Origin of the sequence: Haloimpatiens myeolchijeotgali (genome assembly GCF_042688525.2) — a bacterium.
Taxonomy (GTDB): domain Bacteria; phylum Bacillota; class Clostridia; order Clostridiales; family Clostridiaceae; genus Haloimpatiens.
In genome coordinates this window covers 3,100,773-3,122,093 of the sequence record NZ_JBHWAB010000001.1, presented here as the reverse complement: position 1 = coordinate 3,122,093, position 21,321 = coordinate 3,100,773, and the positions used below count along the sequence as shown (strand labels likewise).

17 protein-coding genes and 1 other annotated feature are annotated in these 21,321 nt (G+C 26.5%); of the genes, 11 read left to right on the top strand and 6 right to left on the bottom strand.

The window, feature by feature from the left end; translation table 11 throughout:
• The first annotated feature begins 68 nt into the window (after window positions 1–68).
• The 3 genes from ACFIJ5_RS13905 (at window position 69) to ACFIJ5_RS13895 (ending at window position 3,348) form a co-directional block, all read left to right on the top strand.
• Entirely contained in the window at window positions 69–524 is a 456-nt protein-coding gene (locus tag ACFIJ5_RS13905; protein WP_379808033.1) for a LytTR family DNA-binding domain-containing protein, read from the top strand.
• 1 nt (window position 525) lies between these two features.
• On the top strand, window positions 526–1,224 hold the full coding sequence (locus ACFIJ5_RS13900; protein WP_379808031.1) for a LiaF transmembrane domain-containing protein: 699 nt from the start codon (window positions 526–528) through the stop codon (window positions 1,222–1,224).
• A gap of 49 nt (window positions 1,225–1,273) precedes the next feature.
• Window positions 1,274–1,524: a binding site (T-box leader), on the top strand.
• A gap of 66 nt (window positions 1,525–1,590) precedes the next feature.
• On the top strand, window positions 1,591–3,348 hold the full coding sequence (locus ACFIJ5_RS13895; protein ID WP_379808029.1) for an alanine--tRNA ligase: 1,758 nt from the start codon (window positions 1,591–1,593) through the stop codon (window positions 3,346–3,348).
• 29 nt (window positions 3,349–3,377) lie between these two features.
• Here ACFIJ5_RS13895 and ACFIJ5_RS13890 read toward each other — a convergent pair whose 3' ends face one another.
• Together ACFIJ5_RS13890 and ACFIJ5_RS13885 are read right to left on the bottom strand one after the other, a co-directional pair.
• Window positions 3,378–3,533, bottom strand: a complete 156-nt coding sequence (locus tag ACFIJ5_RS13890; protein ID WP_379808027.1) for a hypothetical protein — start codon at window positions 3,531–3,533, stop codon at window positions 3,378–3,380.
• Between the two features lie 29 nt (window positions 3,534–3,562).
• A complete protein-coding gene (locus tag ACFIJ5_RS13885; RefSeq protein WP_404661464.1) occupies window positions 3,563–3,724 on the bottom strand; it encodes a sigma factor in 162 nt (53 codons plus the stop codon).
• Between the two features lie 232 nt (window positions 3,725–3,956).
• On the opposite strand from ACFIJ5_RS13885, the gene ACFIJ5_RS13880 reads away from it, so the two are divergent.
• Window positions 3,957–5,258 carry a hypothetical protein gene (locus ACFIJ5_RS13880; RefSeq protein ID WP_379808023.1) on the top strand — a complete coding sequence of 434 codons (1,302 nt, stop codon included), beginning with the start codon at window positions 3,957–3,959 and terminating at the stop codon, window positions 5,256–5,258.
• A gap of 24 nt (window positions 5,259–5,282) precedes the next feature.
• On the opposite strand, the gene ACFIJ5_RS13875 is transcribed toward ACFIJ5_RS13880, so the two are convergent.
• Entirely contained in the window at window positions 5,283–5,483 is a 201-nt protein-coding gene (locus ACFIJ5_RS13875) for a DUF3955 domain-containing protein (RefSeq protein ID WP_379808021.1), read from the bottom strand.
• 297 nt (window positions 5,484–5,780) lie between these two features.
• Here ACFIJ5_RS13875 and ACFIJ5_RS13870 point away from each other — a divergent pair, with 297 nt between their 5' ends.
• The 3 genes from ACFIJ5_RS13870 to ACFIJ5_RS13860 all read left to right on the top strand — a co-directional run bounded on the left by ACFIJ5_RS13870 (window position 5,781) and on the right by ACFIJ5_RS13860 (window position 11,142).
• Complete coding sequence (locus tag ACFIJ5_RS13870; RefSeq protein WP_379808019.1) at window positions 5,781–6,950, top strand: hypothetical protein; 1,170 nt, start codon at window positions 5,781–5,783, stop codon at window positions 6,948–6,950.
• 199 nt (window positions 6,951–7,149) lie between these two features.
• Entirely contained in the window at window positions 7,150–8,826 is a 1,677-nt protein-coding gene (locus ACFIJ5_RS13865) for an AAA family ATPase (protein WP_379808017.1), read from the top strand.
• 540 nt (window positions 8,827–9,366) lie between these two features.
• Entirely contained in the window at window positions 9,367–11,142 is a 1,776-nt protein-coding gene (locus tag ACFIJ5_RS13860) for an AAA family ATPase (RefSeq protein WP_379808015.1), read from the top strand.
• A gap of 290 nt (window positions 11,143–11,432) precedes the next feature.
• Here the strand turns inward: ACFIJ5_RS13860 and ACFIJ5_RS13855 are convergent, their stop codons facing one another.
• Both ACFIJ5_RS13855 and ACFIJ5_RS13850 read right to left on the bottom strand, forming a co-directional pair.
• Window positions 11,433–11,849, bottom strand: coding sequence for a bis(5'-nucleosyl)-tetraphosphatase (locus ACFIJ5_RS13855; protein ID WP_379808013.1), 417 nt, complete (start codon window positions 11,847–11,849; stop codon window positions 11,433–11,435).
• Between the two features lie 54 nt (window positions 11,850–11,903).
• Window positions 11,904–12,071, bottom strand: coding sequence for a hypothetical protein (locus ACFIJ5_RS13850; protein ID WP_379808011.1), 168 nt, complete (start codon window positions 12,069–12,071; stop codon window positions 11,904–11,906).
• Window positions 12,072–12,479: 408 nt separating this feature from the next.
• Here ACFIJ5_RS13850 and ACFIJ5_RS13845 point away from each other — a divergent pair, with 408 nt between their 5' ends.
• From ACFIJ5_RS13845 to ACFIJ5_RS13835, 3 genes are all read left to right on the top strand, one after another.
• Window positions 12,480–13,775, top strand: a complete 1,296-nt coding sequence (locus tag ACFIJ5_RS13845; protein WP_379808009.1) for an IS110 family RNA-guided transposase — start codon at window positions 12,480–12,482, stop codon at window positions 13,773–13,775.
• Window positions 13,776–14,349: 574 nt separating this feature from the next.
• Entirely contained in the window at window positions 14,350–16,806 is a 2,457-nt protein-coding gene (locus ACFIJ5_RS13840; protein WP_379808007.1) for an McrB family protein, read from the top strand.
• Window positions 16,784–19,216, top strand: a complete 2,433-nt coding sequence (locus ACFIJ5_RS13835) for a DUF2357 domain-containing protein (RefSeq protein WP_379808005.1) — start codon at window positions 16,784–16,786, stop codon at window positions 19,214–19,216. The genes ACFIJ5_RS13840 and ACFIJ5_RS13835 overlap by 23 nt, the downstream gene beginning before the upstream one ends.
• A 328-nt stretch (window positions 19,217–19,544) precedes the next feature.
• Here ACFIJ5_RS13835 and ACFIJ5_RS13830 read toward each other — a convergent pair whose 3' ends face one another.
• Complete coding sequence (locus tag ACFIJ5_RS13830) at window positions 19,545–20,663, bottom strand: NERD domain-containing protein (protein WP_379808003.1); 1,119 nt, start codon at window positions 20,661–20,663, stop codon at window positions 19,545–19,547.
• Window positions 20,664–20,939: 276 nt separating this feature from the next.
• On the opposite strand from ACFIJ5_RS13830, the gene ACFIJ5_RS13825 reads away from it, so the two are divergent.
• On the top strand, window positions 20,940–21,314 hold the full coding sequence (locus tag ACFIJ5_RS13825; protein WP_379808001.1) for an HIT family protein: 375 nt from the start codon (window positions 20,940–20,942) through the stop codon (window positions 21,312–21,314).
• Window positions 21,315–21,321: the final 7 nt, after the last annotated feature.

The following is a 21,321-nucleotide window of genomic DNA, read 5'->3' as shown; positions in this document are numbered from 1 at the left end:
CCACTTACTGTTATCATATTTACAAGGAAAAAATAGTTAATATAATAAAAAGTGTGGGGAGTGAAAATATGAAAATACGAATTGAAGTAGATAATAAAATTAAAGAAAATGAAGTTATTATTAGATGTAGTGAACTAAGTCAAGATATTAAAAATATTCAAACTATGCTTGATGATATGTTGTCACACAAGAAACATATAATTTTTTACAAAGGTGATAGTGAATATTATCTTTCCTTGGAAGAAATTTTGTTCTTTGAAACTGAAAAAAATGGTATTTGTGCACATACCATTGATAATATATATAATGTAAAATATAAGCTTTATGAGCTTGAAGAACTTTTACCAGGATATTTTATGAGAGTTTCAAAATCAACAATTTTAAATACAAATCATATTTACTCCATAACACGCAATATATCATCATCAAGTAAGGTTGAATTTCAAAATACTCATAAACAGGTATATGTTTCAAGATATTATTACAAACCACTAAAAATTAAATTATTAGAAAAGAGGGAATGAGATGAAAAAAGATAGGATTTTTTGGGGATTATCACTTATATTAGTAGGAGCTTTCTTGATTATAAGTAAAATTGGATACTTTCCTGATGTAAATGTATTTAGTTTATTGTTAACAGTTTTTTTAGTAGTAATTGCTGTGAAAAGTTTGTTTCGCCTTAATTTTGGGGGCGTTTTATTCCCAATTGCATTTATTTGTATAATATATGATAAACAATTAGGGATTACAAATATTACACCTTGGACTGTATTGATTGCAGCATTACTTGGCAGTATCGGTTTTTCTATGATTTTTAATAAACATAATAGATGTATTAGGACCCATTATGATTGTGAAGATTATAAGTTTGAGAAAATTGATGTAGAAGATGAAAGTCATGTTAGATTTAAAAATTCATTTGGGGCTAGTACAAAATATATAAATACAGATAATTTTGAGCAAGCTGATTTTGATTGTTCTTTTGGAGCTATGAAGGTGTATTTTGATAATGCAGTCATGAGTAATGAAAATGCTGTATTTAGGATTGATGCTTCTTTTTCAGGAATAGAATTGTATATACCAAAAACTTGGAATGTTGATGATAAAACTAAGGTGTTTTTGGGCTCTGTTAGTGAAAAAAATAGAAATAGTCAACCAACAACAAATACTTTAACATTAATTGGTGACATTAATTTTGCAGGAGTAGAAATAATTTATATTTAAGTTTCTACTTGAAATTTTTCAGAATAGTGTGTATTATTAATATAATAACTTAAAAGCAATGAAAGAGAAGAGTAGGTATAGAGATTTTTTCAGAGAGTTAGAGGGTGGTGAAAATCTAACAGATGTCTATATTGAACGCAGCTCTTGAGCTTCTGCTTGAACATTACTATAGCTTTTATAGTATCAGTAGAGTAAGACGTTTCCTTACGTTACAAAGGCACAGTATGATAGTACTGGTAGAGTGAGCATTAATATGCTAATTAGGGTGGTACCACGGATAATATCTCTTTCGTCCCTTTTCGGGATGAAGGAGTTTTTTTATTTAGTGGTTCTTTTATTTTTAATGATAATGAAGGAGGGATTTTAATGAAGGCATTAGAAATAAGAAGAAAATTCATTGAGTTTTTCGAGAAAAATAATCATAAGGTAATCCAGGGAGCATCATTGGTTCCAGAGAATGATCCAAGTGTTTTATTTACTACCGCTGGAATGCATCCATTAGTTCCATTTTTGTTGGGAGAACCTCATCCAATGGGTACAAGACTAGTAGATTATCAAAAATGTTTACGAACAGATGATATTGACGAAGTAGGTGATGATATACATGTAACTTTCTTAGAAATGCTGGGTAATTGGTCTTTAGGCGATTATTTTAAGGAGGAATCCATTAAGATGAGTTATGATTTTCTAGTAAACCATCTTAATCTTGATGTAAATAGGTTAGCAGTTACAGTATTTGCTGGAGATGAGAATATACCAAGAGATGAGGAAGCTGCAAGAGTGTGGGAGAGCTTAGGGATCAAGAAAGAAAATATATATTATTGTGATAAAAAACATAATTGGTGGGGACCAGCTGGCACTACAGGACCTTGTGGTCCAGACACAGAAATTTTTTATGACAGCTTGAAGCCTAAATGTTCTGAGGGATGTGGCCCTGATTGCGATTGCGGCAAGTATTGGGAGATATGGAACAATGTATTTATGCAGTATAACAAGAATGAAGATGGTACCTTTTCTGTTCTAAAGAACAAGAACGTAGATACTGGTCTTGGCTTAGAACGAATGACAGCAATAATGGAGAATAAAAATAGTGTATATGAAACGGAGTTATTTTCTTCTGTAATAAATGAAATTCTTTCTATCGCTGCAAAGCCAAATAAAAACAGTGTTAGAATTATTGCAGATCACGTAAGATCTTCATGTCTTATACTAGCTGATGGCATTGTTCCTGGAAATGTAGATCAAGGGTATGTTCTTAGAAGACTTATTAGACGTACAGTAAGGCACATGAGAAAAATAGATATGAGTCCAAAATATTTACAAACATTGATTTTGGCAACTATAGAAAACCTTAAAGACTTATACGAAGAATTAGTAATTCATAAAGAATTTATTTTAAAAAATATTTTAAAAGAAAAAGATAGATTTATAACTACTTTAGAAAAAGGTGAAAAGAAATTTAATAAAGCTGTAGAGAAGTGCAAAGCTAATAATATGACACTTATTGATGGAAAAACTGTTTTTAATTTATACGATACTTTTGGATTCCCTCCTGAAATTACTGCAGAGTTAGCTGAAGAAAAGGGAATGCAGATAGATATGGGAGAATTTGAAAGACTATTTAAGCATCATCAAGAACTATCTAGGCGAGGTGCTGCTCAGAAATTCAAAGGAGGATTGGCAGACAATACAGAAGAAACTACTGCTCTTCATACTGCTACTCATATTTTGCATAGGGCACTGCAGATTGTGCTAGGAGACCATGTTATACAAAGAGGAAGTAACATTACTAAGGAAAGACTAAGATTTGATTTTTCTCATAATCAGAAAATGACTAGGGAAGAGATTCATAAGGTAGAAGAATTAGTAAATACAATTATTAAAAGCTCATTACCTGTTATATGTGAAGAAATGTCTGTTGAAGAGGCAAAGGAAAGCAATGCTACAGGGGTATTTACAGAAAAGTATGGTAATGTAGTTAAGGTGTATTCTATAGGAGATTTCAGCAAGGAAATATGCGGAGGACCTCATGTTGAAAATACATCAAAGCTAGGACATTTTAAGATTATAAAAGAAGAGAGTGTGGCTTCAGGAGTGAGAAGAATAAAGGCTATTTTAGAGTAGGATAGTCACTAAACAGTGAAAGGTAAATGTTACCTTTCACTACTTATTTTAATCCAAAAATACACAGTGCCTTTTGGATCAATTGCATAAATGAAGTTGTCCTTGGTTCCTAGTAGGTACTTATTATTCTTAATATTGTTTTTAATTTTTTCTTTATTCCACCATTTTTTCTCTATACTTTTCATTTTCAATACTTCATTTTTCTCAATTGGGTTTAATGTTGAAAAAAATTTTTTATTGATTTTTGTTTATTTAGTTTATAGAAATTATTATATACTTTTAACCATGTATCTTGAAAAAGATCATCAGCATCTATTTTATTATTTGTTAATTTAAGACAGAGGTTATAAATATCATTTTTATAAATATCAATCATATTTTCTATATTCAAATCTTCAATCACCTCTCTTTCATTATATATATACGGACAAAGTATTATTTTGTTTGAAAAAATTATAAACAATTTCTATGTGAATGCCAAGAGTTCACAGGCAAATAGTTAAGATTATGGTTTATACTACGATAATTACAAAGTTAGTTATAATATAACAAGTAAATCTAGAAGATAAGAATTAAAAGAAAAAACTAATGAAAATTTAGGGGGAACAATGTGGATTTTAAAACTTTTAAATATTATGTATTACAGGTGTAATGAAAAAAGAAGAATGTACATAATGACAAAATTCAATGATTATGAAAAATTCATAGAGCAGCAGCAAAAAGCTGTGAGTAAAATAAAGGAAGAAACATCAAGAATAGCAGCAATTTTAAATTTATATAATGCATATTATTTTAATGATCAACTAGAAAAGGCAGAAGAGACGATAAAGTCTTTAGATATTGATAGTTTAGATAACTCTATAAAATGTATATATTATTACTATTTACTAAATCATTATATTGCTGCTAATAATGAAATTATGGTAGATAAGCTTTGGGAAGAATCACAAAGTTTACTAGAAGAAATGAAACAAAAAGATAATCAATTTTATAGAAATTTGCAGATGAATTATAATAACTTTAAAGGTTTATACGAAAAAAGTAATAAAATTCTTTTAGAAGTTGATTATGATGGAAAAGATGATATATTTTATACTTTATTAAAAACTGAGATATATTTTAATGTAGGAAAAGAAAATGAAGCGAAACTTATAATTAATGATTTACTGAATGGTAAGAAAAAACTGGTGCCAATATTTAAGAAAAAAATAAAAGATTTTCAAATGAAATATATGAATGAAGATGAAAAATTTATTAATAAAAATAAAACTAACGAAAAAATAAGTTTCAAAGATAAAGTATGGTCAAAAGTTAGAGATTCAGACTTTATGAGAAATCTATTACTTCTATTTATAGATGTAAAAAACATATTGAAAAATAAATATGTTTTATTAATTTTTGGACCTATTATTGCAGTATATTTGTGGAAAATTATTGGAATTATAGGATTAAAGAATAATACATATTGGAATTATTGGAACTATCTTATACTAGATATTTTGAGTAATGTGGCTTTTATTAATTTAGTAGGATTATTGATTAACTATATGATTAAACGTAAAAAATATTTGAAGGCTATGTTAATAATTTTAGTGCTGCTATCTTGCATAGGTTTTAATTTTTCTGCAAAATCATATTCATTAAGTTTAAAGGCAAGAATCATAGATTTACCTTATGTTGTATCAAAAAGTTATGTTGAAGAGGTTACAACTATTAAATATATTGATATAGTAAATGAAGAGAAGTATCAATACATACAAATAGAAACAAATAATAATAAGTTTCAAGTATTTAGTGATGATAATGTTTATGATTATATTCTCCAAAATTGTTGTGAAGGAGATGTTGTCAAAATCAAATATTTACCTAACACAAAAAATATAATATATATAAATTTAGAAAGAAAATAATTTACAAATTTTGAAAGGTCACAGTTACCTTGTAAAGAATGATACTATGATGCTTATCATACCAATAGCTATGAATAAGAAACAAATTGGTACTAAGAAAAATGGTTCTACAAGAGTACCATCGGGAGTTACTTTAGATCCAATGATGTTAAAGGAAATGACACAACCAAAAGCAATAGTAAAGGATATTATAGCTAAAATGTTTCTTTTTATTATATTTTTCATTAAAATTCCTCCTAGTTAATTAAGTTGAATTTTCTACATTTCATTATATTTAATAATAGCATACAGCAAATTTAGTTCATATTGATTTGAATGACATAACTCTTACATTTATGTAAGGTAGCTGCAAAAACTTCGTTTGGAGTAGTTAAAGTTAATCATATAGTTATTTTATTTGAGCTCTGGGGCTATTATGGACTATTATAAGGAATTTTGAAATTTGACAGTAATATATGTCTATTTTATAATTTACTCTATGATTTAGTTAATAATATGAAAAATAAGGAAGCGGAGAGTGACATGATAAGCATTATTAAAACTGCGATTATAACTATAATAATATCATTTATATCTGGGTTACTATTAGAACATTATAAGAATTTAGCACCTAGGATATTATGCAATATGGGAAAGGGAAGACTCCTAAATTTTAATAACAAAAAAATTTGTAAATATATTCTTACTGTTAGAAATATATCTAATAAAACAATCCATGATATAACGGTAAATGTGCAGGGTTCACAAAATAATTTAAGAATTGGAGATTCCAAAATAACAAAAGGTTTAAAATTTGATTCTTCAATGAAAGGTAATATTTTAGATGTACATATACCTTTTTTAAGTAAAGAGGATGAATTCTCAGTTGAATTATATGTAGAAAATCAAGGTGGAGGGTATAAGAAGCCTATTACTATAATTAGATCACCTGAAAAGTTTAAAGAAGTAGATTCTGTAGAACAAAAAGGATTACTATCTACATTGTTTAAAATACCTAAAAATAAAAAAAAGGTAGTTCCGAAGACAATGAAAAATAATGAAACAAGAATTTCTAATAAAAAAACTAGTATGAAACCTAGTAAGAATAAAAAGATAATGATAATTGTTACGTCAATTATTTTAGTTATAGCTGTTGGAGTTTTGGGAAAAGGTTATTTACAAAAGATAGCTGCTAATAAACAAACATCAAATACAAAAAATGATGTTCAAAAACAGTCTAATGATGAATCAGAATCAACAGATAGAACAACGAAGAATGCAGACGAAAAATCATCAACAGATGGAACGACTAGAAGTTCAGGTGAAAAATCATCAACAGATGGAACCACTAGAAATTCAGATGAAAAATCATCAACAGGTGGAACAACCAAAAATACAGATGCAAAGGCATCAACAAGTGGAACAACTAGAAATACAGATGCAAAAACATCAACAAATGAAACAACTAAAAATACAGATGCAAAAACATCAACAGATGAAACAACTAAAAATACAGATGCGAAGACATCAACAAGTGGAACAACCGAAAATAAAGATACAAAGACAACAACAGGTGGAACAACTGAAAATAAAGACACAAATACAACAACAGGTGGTACAAGCGAAAATAAAGATACAAAGTCATCAACAGATGGAACAAATACAGATACAAAAACATCAACAGATGGCACAAGTGGAACTGCAGGTAATTAAGGCATTGATTTTCAATGTCTTTTTTTGTGTGATTTGTGCCTTTGTTCTCATTATACAGCGGAAGTTTACAATATCTCAGTTTATCAAAAGTATCTTATAGGATATAATATAAATACAAGGTTGTATTTTAAACAATGAATCAGTATTGCTTTAAAACATAAACAAATTATGTTTAAGTCATATTGAAAGGGGTGTTATTTTGGAATTTAAAGCCTTACCAATTGGTATAGATAATTTTGAAATGTTAATAACAAGAGATTATTACTATATAGATAAGACATTATTAATAAAAGATTTATTAGATAATAAAGCATCTGTTAATTTGTTTACAAGACCAAGAAGATTCGGAAAAACTTTAAATATAAGTATGCTTCAATATTATTTTGAAAAAACCTACAAAGATAATTCTTACCTTTTTAAGAACTTAAACATAATGAAATCAGGAGAAAAATACACTTCTCATATGGGACAGTATCCTGTAATTAATTTATCTTTAAAATCTGCAAAGCAGCCTAATTTTGAATTAGCATTTAAATGTATAAAAGATGAAATAGTTGATGAATTTAGAAGACATGAATATGTTTTAAAAAGTGATGAATTAAATAATGAAAGAGATGAATATGAAAAAATAACTAGAAAAGAAGGAGGAGAAGAACTTTACGTAACTTCACTAAAGTTTTTATCTAAATGTTTAGAAAAATATTATAAGAAAAAAACAATAATACTTATTGATGAATATGATGTACCCCTTGAAAATTCATTTTTAAAGGGATTTTATGATAGAATGATTGATTTTATAAGATCACTTTTTGAATCTGCACTAAAAACAAATTCTTCACTAGAGTTTGGAGTTATAACAGGTTGTCTACGTATCTCAAAGGAAAGTATTTTTACTGGACTTAATAATTTGAATATAATTTCAATATTAAATGAAAGATATGCAGAGCATTTTGGTTTTACAGATAATGAAGTGAAAAAAATAATTAATGATTATAATTTAGAGCAAAAATATGAACTTATTAAGGATTGGTATAATGGATATACTTTTGGTTCTACTAATGTTTATAATCCGTGGAGTGTAATAAAATATATTTATGATTTGCTTGCCAATATAAACACATTTCCATCATCCTACTGGGCAAATACAAGCTCAAACAGTATAGTTAGAAGCTTGATTGAAAAAGCAGACAGCGTTACTAAAAGAGAAATTGAACTATTAATTGAAGGAAAAACCATTGAAAAGCCAGTTCATGATGATATAACTTATGATGAAATATATAATAGTATGGATAATTTGTGGAATTTTATGTTTTTCACAGGATATTTTAAAAAAGTAAGTGAAAGAATGGATGAAGAGGATAATCATTTTATAACATTAAAAATTCCAAATAAAGAGGTTAAATATATTTTCAAAAATAAAATTCTAAAGTGGTTTCATGATAAAGTTAAAGTAAAAGATTTATCTAAAATGTATGAAGCAATATTTAATAAAGATACTGAAACTTTTCAAGAAGAATTAAGTAATATGCTTCAGCAAACAATAAGTTTTAATGATGCCTATGAAAATTTTTATCATGGTTTTACACTTGGGGTTTTGGGCAATATGCATGATAAAATTGTGAAATCAAATAGGGAAGCTGGCAATGGAAGAAGTGATATTTTCATAAAATCATTGTCAATATTTAAACCAGCAATAATACTAGAACTTAAAGTATGTGACAATCCTAAAGATATATTAAAAAAATGTGATGAAGCACTGCAGCAAATAGAGAAAAATAAATACGATGCAGATCTTAAAGAAGAAGGATATGAAAATATTATTAAGTACGGAATAGCATTTTACAGGAAAGATTGTATTATAAAAGTTAAAGAATAAGTTGTATAATTCAACTTTAGCTGTCCTCTATCAACTGTTAACTATTTAAACAATATATCATTTTCCTTCGCTGGACAGTAGTTTTTTACTGTTGAAGTTCTGCGAAAATTGAGTTATATAATTAGAAATAAATATAAATCTTTTAAAGAAGAATTTTAAGATGGAAGTATAGTATTCAATACAATAAAGGTATTTGTTAAGGATAAATGTATTGTTAATTTGAAGATAGAGTAGAAAGTAAAAAAAGAGTTAAGGAAAAGTACTTAACTCTTTTTTTATGTGTTTATGTTACATAAGATACATAAGTGAATGGAGAAATTATTTATGTGCAGCCCACTTACATATAAAATGTTTATATTATTTTCAAATATTTTATATAAATTTGATTATCGTATGTTCTAGTTTATCAAAAGTACCTTATAGGATATAATATAAATACAAGGATATATTTTAAACAATTATAAGAAATACATAGAATTAGTATTGTTCTAAAACATAAATAAATTATGTTTAAGTCATATTGAGAAGGGAAGTGTTATTTTGGAATTTAAATCATTACCAATTGGTATAGATAATTTTGAAAAATTAATAACAAGAGATTATTATTATGTAGATAAGACATTATTAATAAAAGATTTATTAGACAATAAATCTGATGTTAATTTGTTTACAAGACCAAGAAGATTTGGAAAGACTTTAAATATAAGCATGCTTCAATATTATTTTGAAAAAACCGATAAAGATAATTCTTACCTTTTTGAAAACTTAAATATAATGAAATCAGGAGAAAAATACACTTCTCATATGGGACAATACCCTGTAATTAATTTATCTCTAAAATCTGCAAAACAGCCTAATTTTGAGTTAGCTTATATTTCTATTAAAAGAAGAATAGCAGAAGAATACAAAAGACATGAGTATATATTAAAAAGTGAAGAATTAAAAGATGAAAAGGAAAGATTTTTAAAGATTTTAAGGGAACAAGGTGATGAAGGAGACTACATTGATTCATTGTTTTTCCTTAGTAAATGTTTAGAAAAATATCATAAGAAAAAAACAATAATACTTATTGATGAGTATGATGTACCCCTTGAGAATTCTTTCTTTCAAGGTTTTTATGATAGAATGATAGCATTTATAAGATCACTTTTTGAATCAGTATTAAAAACTAACTCTTCTTTAGAGTTTGGAGTTATAACAGGTTGTTTGCGTATTTCAAAAGAAAGTATTTTTACAGGACTAAATAATTTAGAAATAATATCAATTTTAAATAAATCTTATGATGAATATTTTGGATTTACTCAAAAAGATGTAAATAAGATGCTTGAAGATTATAAGTTAAGTGATAAAGAAGATTTAATAAAAGAATGGTACAATGGTTATATTTTCGGAGATGCTGAGGTTTATAATCCTTGGAGTGCTGTACGATTTGTAAAAGATTTAACAATAGATAAAAAGGTTTTTCCATCGTCTTATTGGGCAAACACAAGTTCAAATAGTATAGTTAGGAGTCTGATTGAAAAAGCAGACAGTGTTACTAAAAGAGAAATTGAATTATTAATTGAAGGAAAAACTATTGAAAAAAGAGTTCATGAGGATATAACTTATGATGAAATATATAACAGTATGGATAATTTATGGAATTTTATGTTTTTCACAGGATATTTTAAAAAAGTAAGTGAAAGAATGGATGAAGAGGATAATCATTTTATAACACTGAAAATTCCAAATAAAGAGGTTAAATATATTTTTAAAAATAAAATTCTAAAGTGGTTTCATGATAAAGTTAAAGTAAAAGATTTATCTAAAATGTATGAAGCAATATTGAATAAAAAGCCTGAAGTTTTTGAAGAAGAGCTTGGGAAACTTCTTATACAAACAATAAGTTTTAATGACGCTTATGAAAATTTCTATCATGGATTTGTTACGGGAGTTTTAGCTAATATGCACAACTATATAGTAAAATCTAATTATAAGGAAGCACCTCGTCATGAAGACGATGTGGGCTTTGCCACTAAGCTCGATACCTCGCTAAGTGGCAAATGCCAGGGCGGCACTGGTCGAAGTGATTTATTTATAAAATCTGTTTCAAAGAGAGGAATAGCAATAGTTATTGAATTTAAGATAGCTAAAAACATAGATGATTTAGAAAAAAGAGCGGATGATGCTTTAAATCAAATAAAAGAGAAAAAGTATGATGAAGAACTTAGATGTGAAGGATATAAGAATATTGTAAGATATGGCATAAGTTTTTACCAAAAGGATTGCTTAATCAAAATGGAAGCAAGACCTAAGCCTTTATTAAGTGACAAGTGACAGTTGACAGGTCACAGTTAAAAGATAGGGATAGGTGCAGGTAAAAGAAAATTAATAATGAATAATTAAAAATTAAAAATGAAGGATACCTTTCTGTGAGGTAGAAAGCTTTAGATTTTATAATACGTTATTTTTACTTAAGAAAAAATTTCCTTCCTCCATTATTAAGTATACATTATAACGCCAACAAGTCTCAAGAGATAAACTCTTGAGGCTTTTTTTACTGTCCTTAAGAATTTTCTACCATTGTGGATTAAATAATTTTATTTTACCACATATAAAAGTTGTTTTTAATCAATGGAATCATCAATAAAATCTTTAGCTTTTTTTAATACATCTTTTGCATTTTCAAATGTTAATATATTAAGCATATCACTATAATTTAGCCATTTATAGTCTGCAATTTCTTCCTGTTGAATATTTACACATTGATTTTCTGTTTTACCTATAAAATAAATCACTCTTTTGTTAATATTTTCAGATAAATAATATTCTATCTCTGTTCTGAATTCATCTAATAGAGTAACCTCTAATCCGGTTTCCTCAAAAATCTCTCTCTTAGTAGTTTCTATCTCAGTTTCGCCACTTTCCATATGTCCTTTTGGAAATCCCCAATGCCCGCTTTCTCTACTTTTGACTGCGATAAATTCTATGTCTGCTCCGCACTTTCTGTATACAACCGCACCGCATGACTTTTCAATATTCATTATTTATTCCCCACCTTCCATATTAATGAAATCAAAATCCAGCATTAAATCACATTACTTTTTTTCATTTTCATCCTCTTTTAAAAATAAAGAAGCAATTATTGATATAATCCATGAATAATCTAAAAATGGTGTTAATACTAATCCTATAATAACAATTACAAAAGCAATATCAATGTTATTTTCATTTATGTAATTATTTATTTGTACTATTAAACTCATTGATTTTATACCTCCTTGTATAATGTAGTCATAACATTCAATAGAAAACTATCTATTATTCTAACGAACATTACGACAAATCTTTTTATTATTATTCTAATTATTTCTGCCCGATAGGGCGTTCATTTTACATCTAAACTAAGTTTTCTATTAAAGTCAAATTGAAACCTATACAGTTAAATATTTTGGTATAATATCTCCTGAATAGAGGATAGATGTACACCTCCTGGGAGTGACTCTGTCGAGTCATTTATACCCGTGAATTAGCGTATCATTCCATCAGTGAGAACTCTATGTTTAGCTGGTTGGGTTTCCTTTTGGGAATTACCCGTGTCACAAACAAGGTTATAGAATTACTGATAGAAATGGAATATCTATTCTATCTCAAAAATAAAGGAGATAATACATATGAGTAAATTTTTATATAAACCAACAGTTGGAATTGATGTATCAGCAGATTTTTCAGTAGTAGCTATTCTGGCACCTAACGGTGAAATTTACAGAAAGCCTTTTAAGATTAAACATAATAGAGATGGTTTTGATTACCTAGTAGATCAAATAAAAAAAGCGGAAGAAGAGTTTAACATGAAAACTGGCATTTTCATGGAATCTACTGGTGTTTATCACCTTACTCTTTTCCACTTTCTTAAAGATAAGTTCGAAACATTTATCTTTAATCCACTCATTACTAATAGTAACAAAAATAGTGGAATAAGAAAAGTGAAAAATGATAAAAGTGATGCAATATCCATCGCTAAAATAGGTAAATTTCAATCTGTTAAATGTTCTTCTGCATTCGATGTTGAAATTTATACCTTAAAATCTCTCTGCAGAGACTACTATAAATTAACAGATACTAAATCTACTTATAAGAAAAAATTATCTACTGACTTAAGGGTTATTTTTCCTGGATACAATTCCGTATTTTCAAATATTACGTGTAAAACTTCTTTAGCTATACTTAAGCAATTTACTAGTCCACAAGCCATTCTTGATGCAGATAGAGAGATTTTGATAGAAATCATTTCTAGCAATTCAAGAAAAGGACTAAACTATAGTGAAAATCTTTATAAAAAACTGATTCTTATTGCCCAAGAAGCACTCTATATTGGGATAAAGTCGTCTAGCTTATTTGTAAAAATCACTAATACAATTTCATTGATAGAAACCTTAGAAACTCAACTTGAATGTTTGCTGAAGGAAATACATTCACTTATAAAAAGCCGTAGGCTTCCAGAGACATTTATTAAAAACATCCAATTAATATACTCAATACCTGGTATTGGTGAATTAACAGCAATAACTATAATGAGTGAAATTGGTGACATCAACGGTTTTCTTAAGCCTAAGCATTTAATTGCATATTTTGGTATCGATCCTTCTGTTAATCAATCAGGCAAATTCAACAGTGATAGAAATAAAATGTCTAAGCGTGGTACCAGAATCGGACGCCGAGCCTTATATGCTATCGCATTAGCATCCGTGAGAACTAACAAAAATGGTAAACCTAACAATGAAGTTTTGCTTAAATACTACAAAGAAAATCTTAAAGGTAAAAAGAAAAAAGTGGCTTTAGGTGCTGTTATGAACAAACTAATCAAGTACATATTCTCGGTTCTTAAAAACCAGAAACCTTTTGAGATTAGAGATCCTAAGATACACGAGAAAATGTATCTTCAAAATCAATGTAAAACAGTAGCCTAATCGGCTTTAAACCCAAATAATAAATTAGAGAGCTATTGTTCGTATTTTTACAATAGCTAGCTTTGCTATACCCTAATTTAAAAATAAATTTTTTTAAAAAAACTATTGACTATTACTAGCTGGTCTAAATAAGAGTTAGTGCAAATCTTAGTATAATTTATTATAACTTATTTTTGGGGAGGGGGCGGAGAGTTAAGAAAAAAATTATGATTGGGGGAGAGGATTAAGTGAAGGTAGGGTATGGAAATGGGGGGATATTGATTTAAGTGTGTATTTACAGTGAAAAAGAATATTATAGTGGAAAATTTTTATAAAAAGATATTGCTAACTTGAATTTGATACAATTTAACGTTTAAATAAAAAACAAGATTATAAAAAAATATGCTAAAATTAAATTAGTATATTTTATATTTTGAGTAAAAAATAAAACATAGTGGATTAAATTGTAATTAAAAGTACTGTAAAGTGAAAAAATTGATTTAGACATATATTTGAACAAAGAGATAAGATTTTTCTAAATTAAAAGAGTATCTATTATGTGTTTATAATAAAACTATTGATAGGAGGACATTAAATGAATAACAATAAAAACACGTTAATAATAGCATATTATTTATCTAAATTTGATAGAACTGCTGTAAAAAATTTAGGATATTCAAATTTTACTGAAGCTTTTGAAGATATAAGTAAAAAAATTAATGTTAAATCTTCTAATATAAAAAATATGAGAGATGAATTTGATCCTATTCATAATAATAATAATAGAGTTGGATGGCATCAACGAGAAATGAGCAAAAGTAGAGTAGAAATTGTTGATGAATATAATAAATATAGTGAACAAGAGCTGAGAAAAATTGTATTAGAAATAATTGATAAAGGTGAAAAAAGTAACTTTAAATTAGGTAAAAACGAATCAGATAAATTGAGTACATGGTTAGATGTTAATGAAAAAAATATCATAGCAAAAAAATTAATAGATAAATCAATGTTTAATAATTCAGTAACAATTCCTAAAAAATATGTTGATAAATTTATAAAAAATATGAAAAAAAATAATTTAGAAAAAGGTGAAAGTGAAAAAATTATTTTATTGATAGATGATAAAGAATTTGAATCAGTATTCAGATATGTTAATGTAGAAAAAAGAGATAATATTTATCAGATAAATTTTAGAAAAAAAATTAAGAATTATTTTAAATTTAAATTACATAAAAGTTATAAATATATATTTGAATATAATGAAGATCCACATATAAAAAGACCAGAAGAATATGTGGAATTTTATAAAACGGATAAATTTAATGTTTTTAAACTTAAGTTTATTGCTGATGATGATTTTGAATTTGATAAAAAAATTAGGGTGGATGCAGCTATTACTTCTCGCTTTTTCGCTTATATAGAACCCAAAGGGAAATTTAATGGTTCAAAATATCAAAAATCTTACAAAATAGTATTACTATTGGCTCTTTTAAAACTATCAGATAAAGATGGAAAAGCAGTTTATGATGATGTGTGTGAAGATATAAAGAGTATGTATTTAGATAGATATAAAAAAGGGTTTCAAGCAGAAGAAAATGTTTCAGATATTCAAAGAAAGATAGAAAATCTTTCAGTAAGTACTGTAAAAAGGATCATGAATGAAAATCCTTATAGTTTTATAAATCAAAAAGGTTATATATATAAACAACAAATAAATGAAGTTGAATATTTAAGATTTAATGATGAACTTTGGAGTGAATTTACTGAGGATGATAAAGAAGATTTAAAAGATATACTAGAAGATAAGCTTAATCTTTATTATTCAAATAAAAATTTAGGAGAAAATAAAATGACCCATAAAATAGTAGAAAGTAACTTTAATCCAAAGGATACGATTAAAGACATTTATAAGTATATAACTTCAAAAGGGTATACATATAAAGAAGAAGTGATTAAAAATTTTTACTTATCATTAAAAACAAAGCCTTTTGTTATTTTATACGGAATATCAGGAACAGGTAAAAGTAAACTTGTAGAATTGTTTGCCAATGCTATTGGGGCAAATAGAGAAGATGGTACATATAATTTAATACCAGTAAGACCAGATTGGTCAGATCCAGCAGAGCTTATCGGATATAAAAATATTAATGGTGATTTTCAGTCAGGAATACTTACAAATATAATAAGAAGAGCAATTTGTGAAAAAGATATACCATATTTTGTATGCTTGGATGAAATGAATTTAGCTAGAGTTGAGTATTATTTTAGTGATATTTTATCATTAATGGAAACAAGAAAAATCTGTAAAGATAAAATAATAACGGATAAATTAATAAAGGACGAATTATTAGGAGATAAATCTTCAGTTAAAGGTGAATTAAGTAAATTATATATACCAGAAAATTTATATATAGTTGGTACAGTTAATATGGATGAAACAACATTTCCTTTTAGTAAAAAAGTTTTAGATAGAGCAAATACAATAGAATTTAATGATGTAGATTTAGATTTTGATTTTGATGCATTTGAGAACGGTGAGGATTATTCAAATAAAATCTATTCAAATAAGCTGTTGCGTTCAAAATATTTGAAATTGATTCAATGTAAAGATAAAAAAAATATAGCAAAAAAGGTTATTGATAATCTTAAAGAAATAAATGAAATTTTACAAAAAGTAGATATGCATTTTGGATATAGAGTAAGGGATGAAGTTATTTTTTATATGATTTATGCAGTAGATGAAGGCATAATGAATTTTAATGAAGCTTTAGATTTTGCTATAAATCAGAAAATACTTCCAAGAATCCAAGGAAACAGTATAGATATTCAAAAATGTCTTTTAGATTTATTTTTATTCTTTTCTAAAATAGATAAAAATGAGTTAAATATTGATTATATAAGTGATGATACATTAAATCAGATGGACAAGTATCTAGAAGATGATAAAAAGAAAGATATAAATGATAAAAAAGTACAATTCTTAAAGTCATCTAAAAAAGTATTGAAGATGATTAGGAGGTTTAGGGAAGATGGATTTACAACCTTCTGGTAATACTAAAAAAGAGCTTCTTTTTATAGAAACGGATAAAATATATTTTACTATAAAAGGTAAAAATAGAAATGCTGAAATACAATTTGATGATGTAAAAAGAAATGGTTTTATTGTTAAAGACATTCCTGAAAAAAGTATATTAAATGCTATTGGAGGGGATAAAGTATACTTTTTTGAATATGAAAATTATGAAATTATTATAGAAAAAAAGAATAAAGATGTTGATATATCTTTTTATAATGAAAGTGTAAATATAAGAGATAAAATTACCAAAAATAAAAGCGGAAGTCTTAGTGGAATAATAAATTTTAAAGGTGAGATAGGATATTCTGATTTAGTTATAAAAGTTGATGGTGTTAGGCATTTGGATATAACTTTAGAGGTATTTCCAAGTAAAATTGATTATAGAAAAGATTATATAAATATTTTGAATGATGTAAATGAAGAAATGTATAACCTAGCTTTTGATTTTTTGAAAAGAACATATTTAAAAGGTGGAATAGGTGAAAATACAAGTCATAGTTTAGGAGAATATTACAGTATTCTTAAGTATATTTATGAAAAACTTATAAAAGCTTTAAATATTATTGTAAATGAACCTCATCATTTATTGATGAATGATAAAAGTATTGTACCTTTTTATAAAATAAAAAATGTAACTAATGAAACAATTAAGTGGTTAGAAAAAAGACCAGATAATATGATTAATAAAGATGGAAGATTAATTCCAATAAAAGCTCTTAACGTAAGTAAAAGAATAACAAAGGATACTAATGAAAATAGATTTTTAAAGTATATGATAACGAAAATAGTTTTTAAGCTTAATGAACTTAAAATGAAATATTTAAAGCTTAACAGAAAGAAAGATAATTTATTTATTAATGATTTAGATATGATGATTAATCATATAAAAAGATATTTAAAAAGTGGTTTTTTAAAAAATGTAGGGAAATATGAATTTAAAGAAAGTTCGTCAATGGTGTTTAAGATGGCTTTGGGATACAAGGATGTTTATAAATATTATTTGATGCTTATAAAAGGTTTAACATTGAAAGGTGAATTGTTTAAACTTTCAATTAAGGATTTGCCTTTGTTATATGAATATTGGTGTTTTATTAGGATAAATCACATACTTAGGGAAAAATATAAGTTAATTTCTAATAATATGATTAAATTAAGTAACAATGGAATATTTATAACTCTAAAAAAAGGTGTAGAGTCAAGAGTAGTTTATCAAAATCCTGAAAATGAAGAAAGGTTTGTAGTATCTTATAATTCTAAAATGAAATCAAGAACAGTAGGTCAAAAGCCAGATAATGTTTTATCTATTGATAAAGTTAAAGGAAAAGTAACCTATAATTATATATTTGATGCTAAGTACAAACTTGATAGAGCAATAGAAGGTACTAGTTATAATACAAAGAATAAGACACCAGGGCCAAAAGAAGAAGACATTAATACGATGCATAGGTATAGAGATGCTATAGTGTATGAAAATAATAGTAAATATAAAAATAATGGAAAAGTTAAAAATAATATATTTGGATCATTTGTTCTTTTCCCATATAATAATGAAAAAGAATACTCTAATCATAATTTTTATAAAAGTATTGAATCTGTAAATATAGGGGGAATACCGTTTTTACCAAGTAGTACAAAACTTATGGAAAAATTTTTAGATGAATTAATAAGAGAATCTTCATATTCTTCTTTTGAAAGAGCATTAGGAAAAAAAGGAAAAGAATATTATATTAAAAATAGTTGTTTTGAAGATAGAAATGTTCTTGTAGGTTCATTAAAAAATAGAGAGCAGTTAGAAGTCAATTTAAAGAGTAAGTTTTATCATACAAAGATGTCAAATATTAATTTATTAGAACATAACATTAAATATATTGCGCTTGCTCAATCTAAAAAAAATTTTAAACAAGAAGCTGGAATAGTATACTATGGAAAAGTTAAGAAAATAAAGCAAGTAAAAAGATATGAAATAAGAAAGTTACCAAAGTATACAGAGGAAGATTATTACATATTTGAGGTGGATAAATGGGATAAACTATCCCAAAAGATAGAAGTTAAAGGATATCAGGTTAGAAAAATCATGTATACTACTGAATATTTGTTATTTAATGCAGAGACAGTAACAGATTTATGCATAAAAACGAAAGAGGAATTTAGATTATGGAAAGAACTTTATAGAATAGAAAAAAAAGTTAGATTGATTAATAGTAATAAAAATTTAAGTGAATGTAGCAAAATTCAAGGATTTAAATTTAGAGATAAAGAAATTTATATTAGTAATGATAAACTAAAAATTGTATTAGAAAGTAGCGTAAAAGAATTTGACATTAAAGAGTTAAAAGAATGTCCTCGGAGTATGATTAAGCGGGTTATGAATATAATTAATACTTAGGCTTATTTAGTAATTTAAATTCAAAAGGGGACGCCTCATCACCACTTATCCTGCATTCCACAGTCAAACCACATGAACTGTCCCCCCATAAATTATTTCTTATTTATAATACCTCAACTTTCGCAGTAAAAAAATACTGCTTAGCGAAGGAAAACGATATATTGCGTAAGAAACATTTGAACAAAGTTTACAAGTTCTTAGCTTTACGAATTTGAAAAAAGTTATTTTTTAATTACTGATTCCTACGGAATATTAATTAAAAAATCTTTTTTCAATATGAGTAAAGCTTAGAACTTGTTACTGAAGTGAAAGGTTTCTAAGCAAGATATCATTTCCCGCAGCGGTTATTTTTCACCTGAGAAAGTTGAATAATACTCAAAATAGCATCGCCGTACTTTTCAACCTTTTTTGGACCAAAGCCCTTAATTTGAAGTAGGGCATCTTTTGTTTGAGGTTTATTTTCTATAAGAGAATCCAATTCCTTATTGTTAAAAATCATATATGGTTTTATACCTTCTTTTCTAGAAGTATCCAATCTATATTTTTTTAGTGATTGATAGGTTTCAGAAGAAGCAGAAGCTTGTTCAACTTCTTTATTATGTACATTTGTAGAAAAATTTGATTTAGGTTTTTCAATATCTTTTGCTGCAACTTTTTCTTTGATAAATTTATTATTTTTAAGATCTTTTGCAGTTAACATATATTTAGCTTGATAATTAAAAGTTTTAGGCTTATTATGCTCTATTAAGAAATTAGCAATATTATACATATACTTTTCAAGTACATTCTTCTGATTATTTTTATCATTTAATTCATTCTTTAGTAAATTAACAAGTTGATCATATTTATAAATATTGTTTCTAATAGATTCAGGACATCTACTTTTATTTATTATGGTCTTTGGATTTGCTATTACAACTATAGATTTTATAGGATAATCTTTTATTAAACCTTCCTTAAGTAATATTTCTCTTAATATATTAATATGTCTTTCATTTTGTGATATTGGACTATACATTCCTTCTTTTTTTATAAATTTACCAGAATTAGTCCTTATAGTTCTAATAAAATCACCATCACTAGTTATTTCAATGTCTCCATTCAATTTTTTTGTTTCTAATACAAAGATGGCTTTATTAGTTATTAGTATAAAATCAAACTGTGCAGTATAATCATTGTATTCTAATCTTATATCATAAAGACAGAGCATAGGAATAAAAGAATTTTTTAGTTCAAAATAAACATTCTTTTCTCCATCTAATCCTTTTCTAATAAAAGTTATATCTCTATCAATTAACTCTTTTTTATTACCAATAACTTTCTTGGAAAGTTTTAAAAGATCATTTAATTGGTTATTTTCTTTTGTAAATTCTTTTAAAAAAGTAGGCTTTGTAATTGTTCTCTTTCCATTTATCATATTGCTTAAAGCTTTTCCTATAAAAGACATCTAGTTTCCTCCTTGAATTATAAGTATTATATTCGTTAGCAGTTGTTATTAAAGATTATTTATTCATTTAAACAGTATTGTATAAATTACACCTTTAATATGAGAAAAATTGAGTTATTTATTAACTATTTCATTATAATATATATTTTACTATAGATACAAATATAATGAAAATAAGTATATTATGTGTTAAAAAGATGTAGAATATCTAAATAATTTTATTCAATATGCTAAAATATACTTAGCATATTTTTTATTTTAAGGAGGCACATCACCATGGATTGTATATTTTGTAATTACGATAAAGATAAGATAATAGCAGAAAACAAATTAGCATTTGCTATTTTAGATACGTACCCTGTAAATGAAGGGCATACATTAATCATACCTAAGAGACATTTTGCAAATTTCTTTGAAGCTACTGGAGAAGAAATTATTGCAATATATAGCTTGATGCACGAAGTTAAGGAAATGCTTGATATTCAATATGAGCCAGATGGATACAATGTTGGAGTTAATGTAGGCTACTGGGCAGGACAAACCATAATGCACCTTCATGTGCATTTGATTCCAAGATATAAGGGCGACATTGAAAATCCTAGAGGAGGAATAAGAAAGCTGAAGGAGCAATTGGTTGAGTATGACGGATAACGGAGGC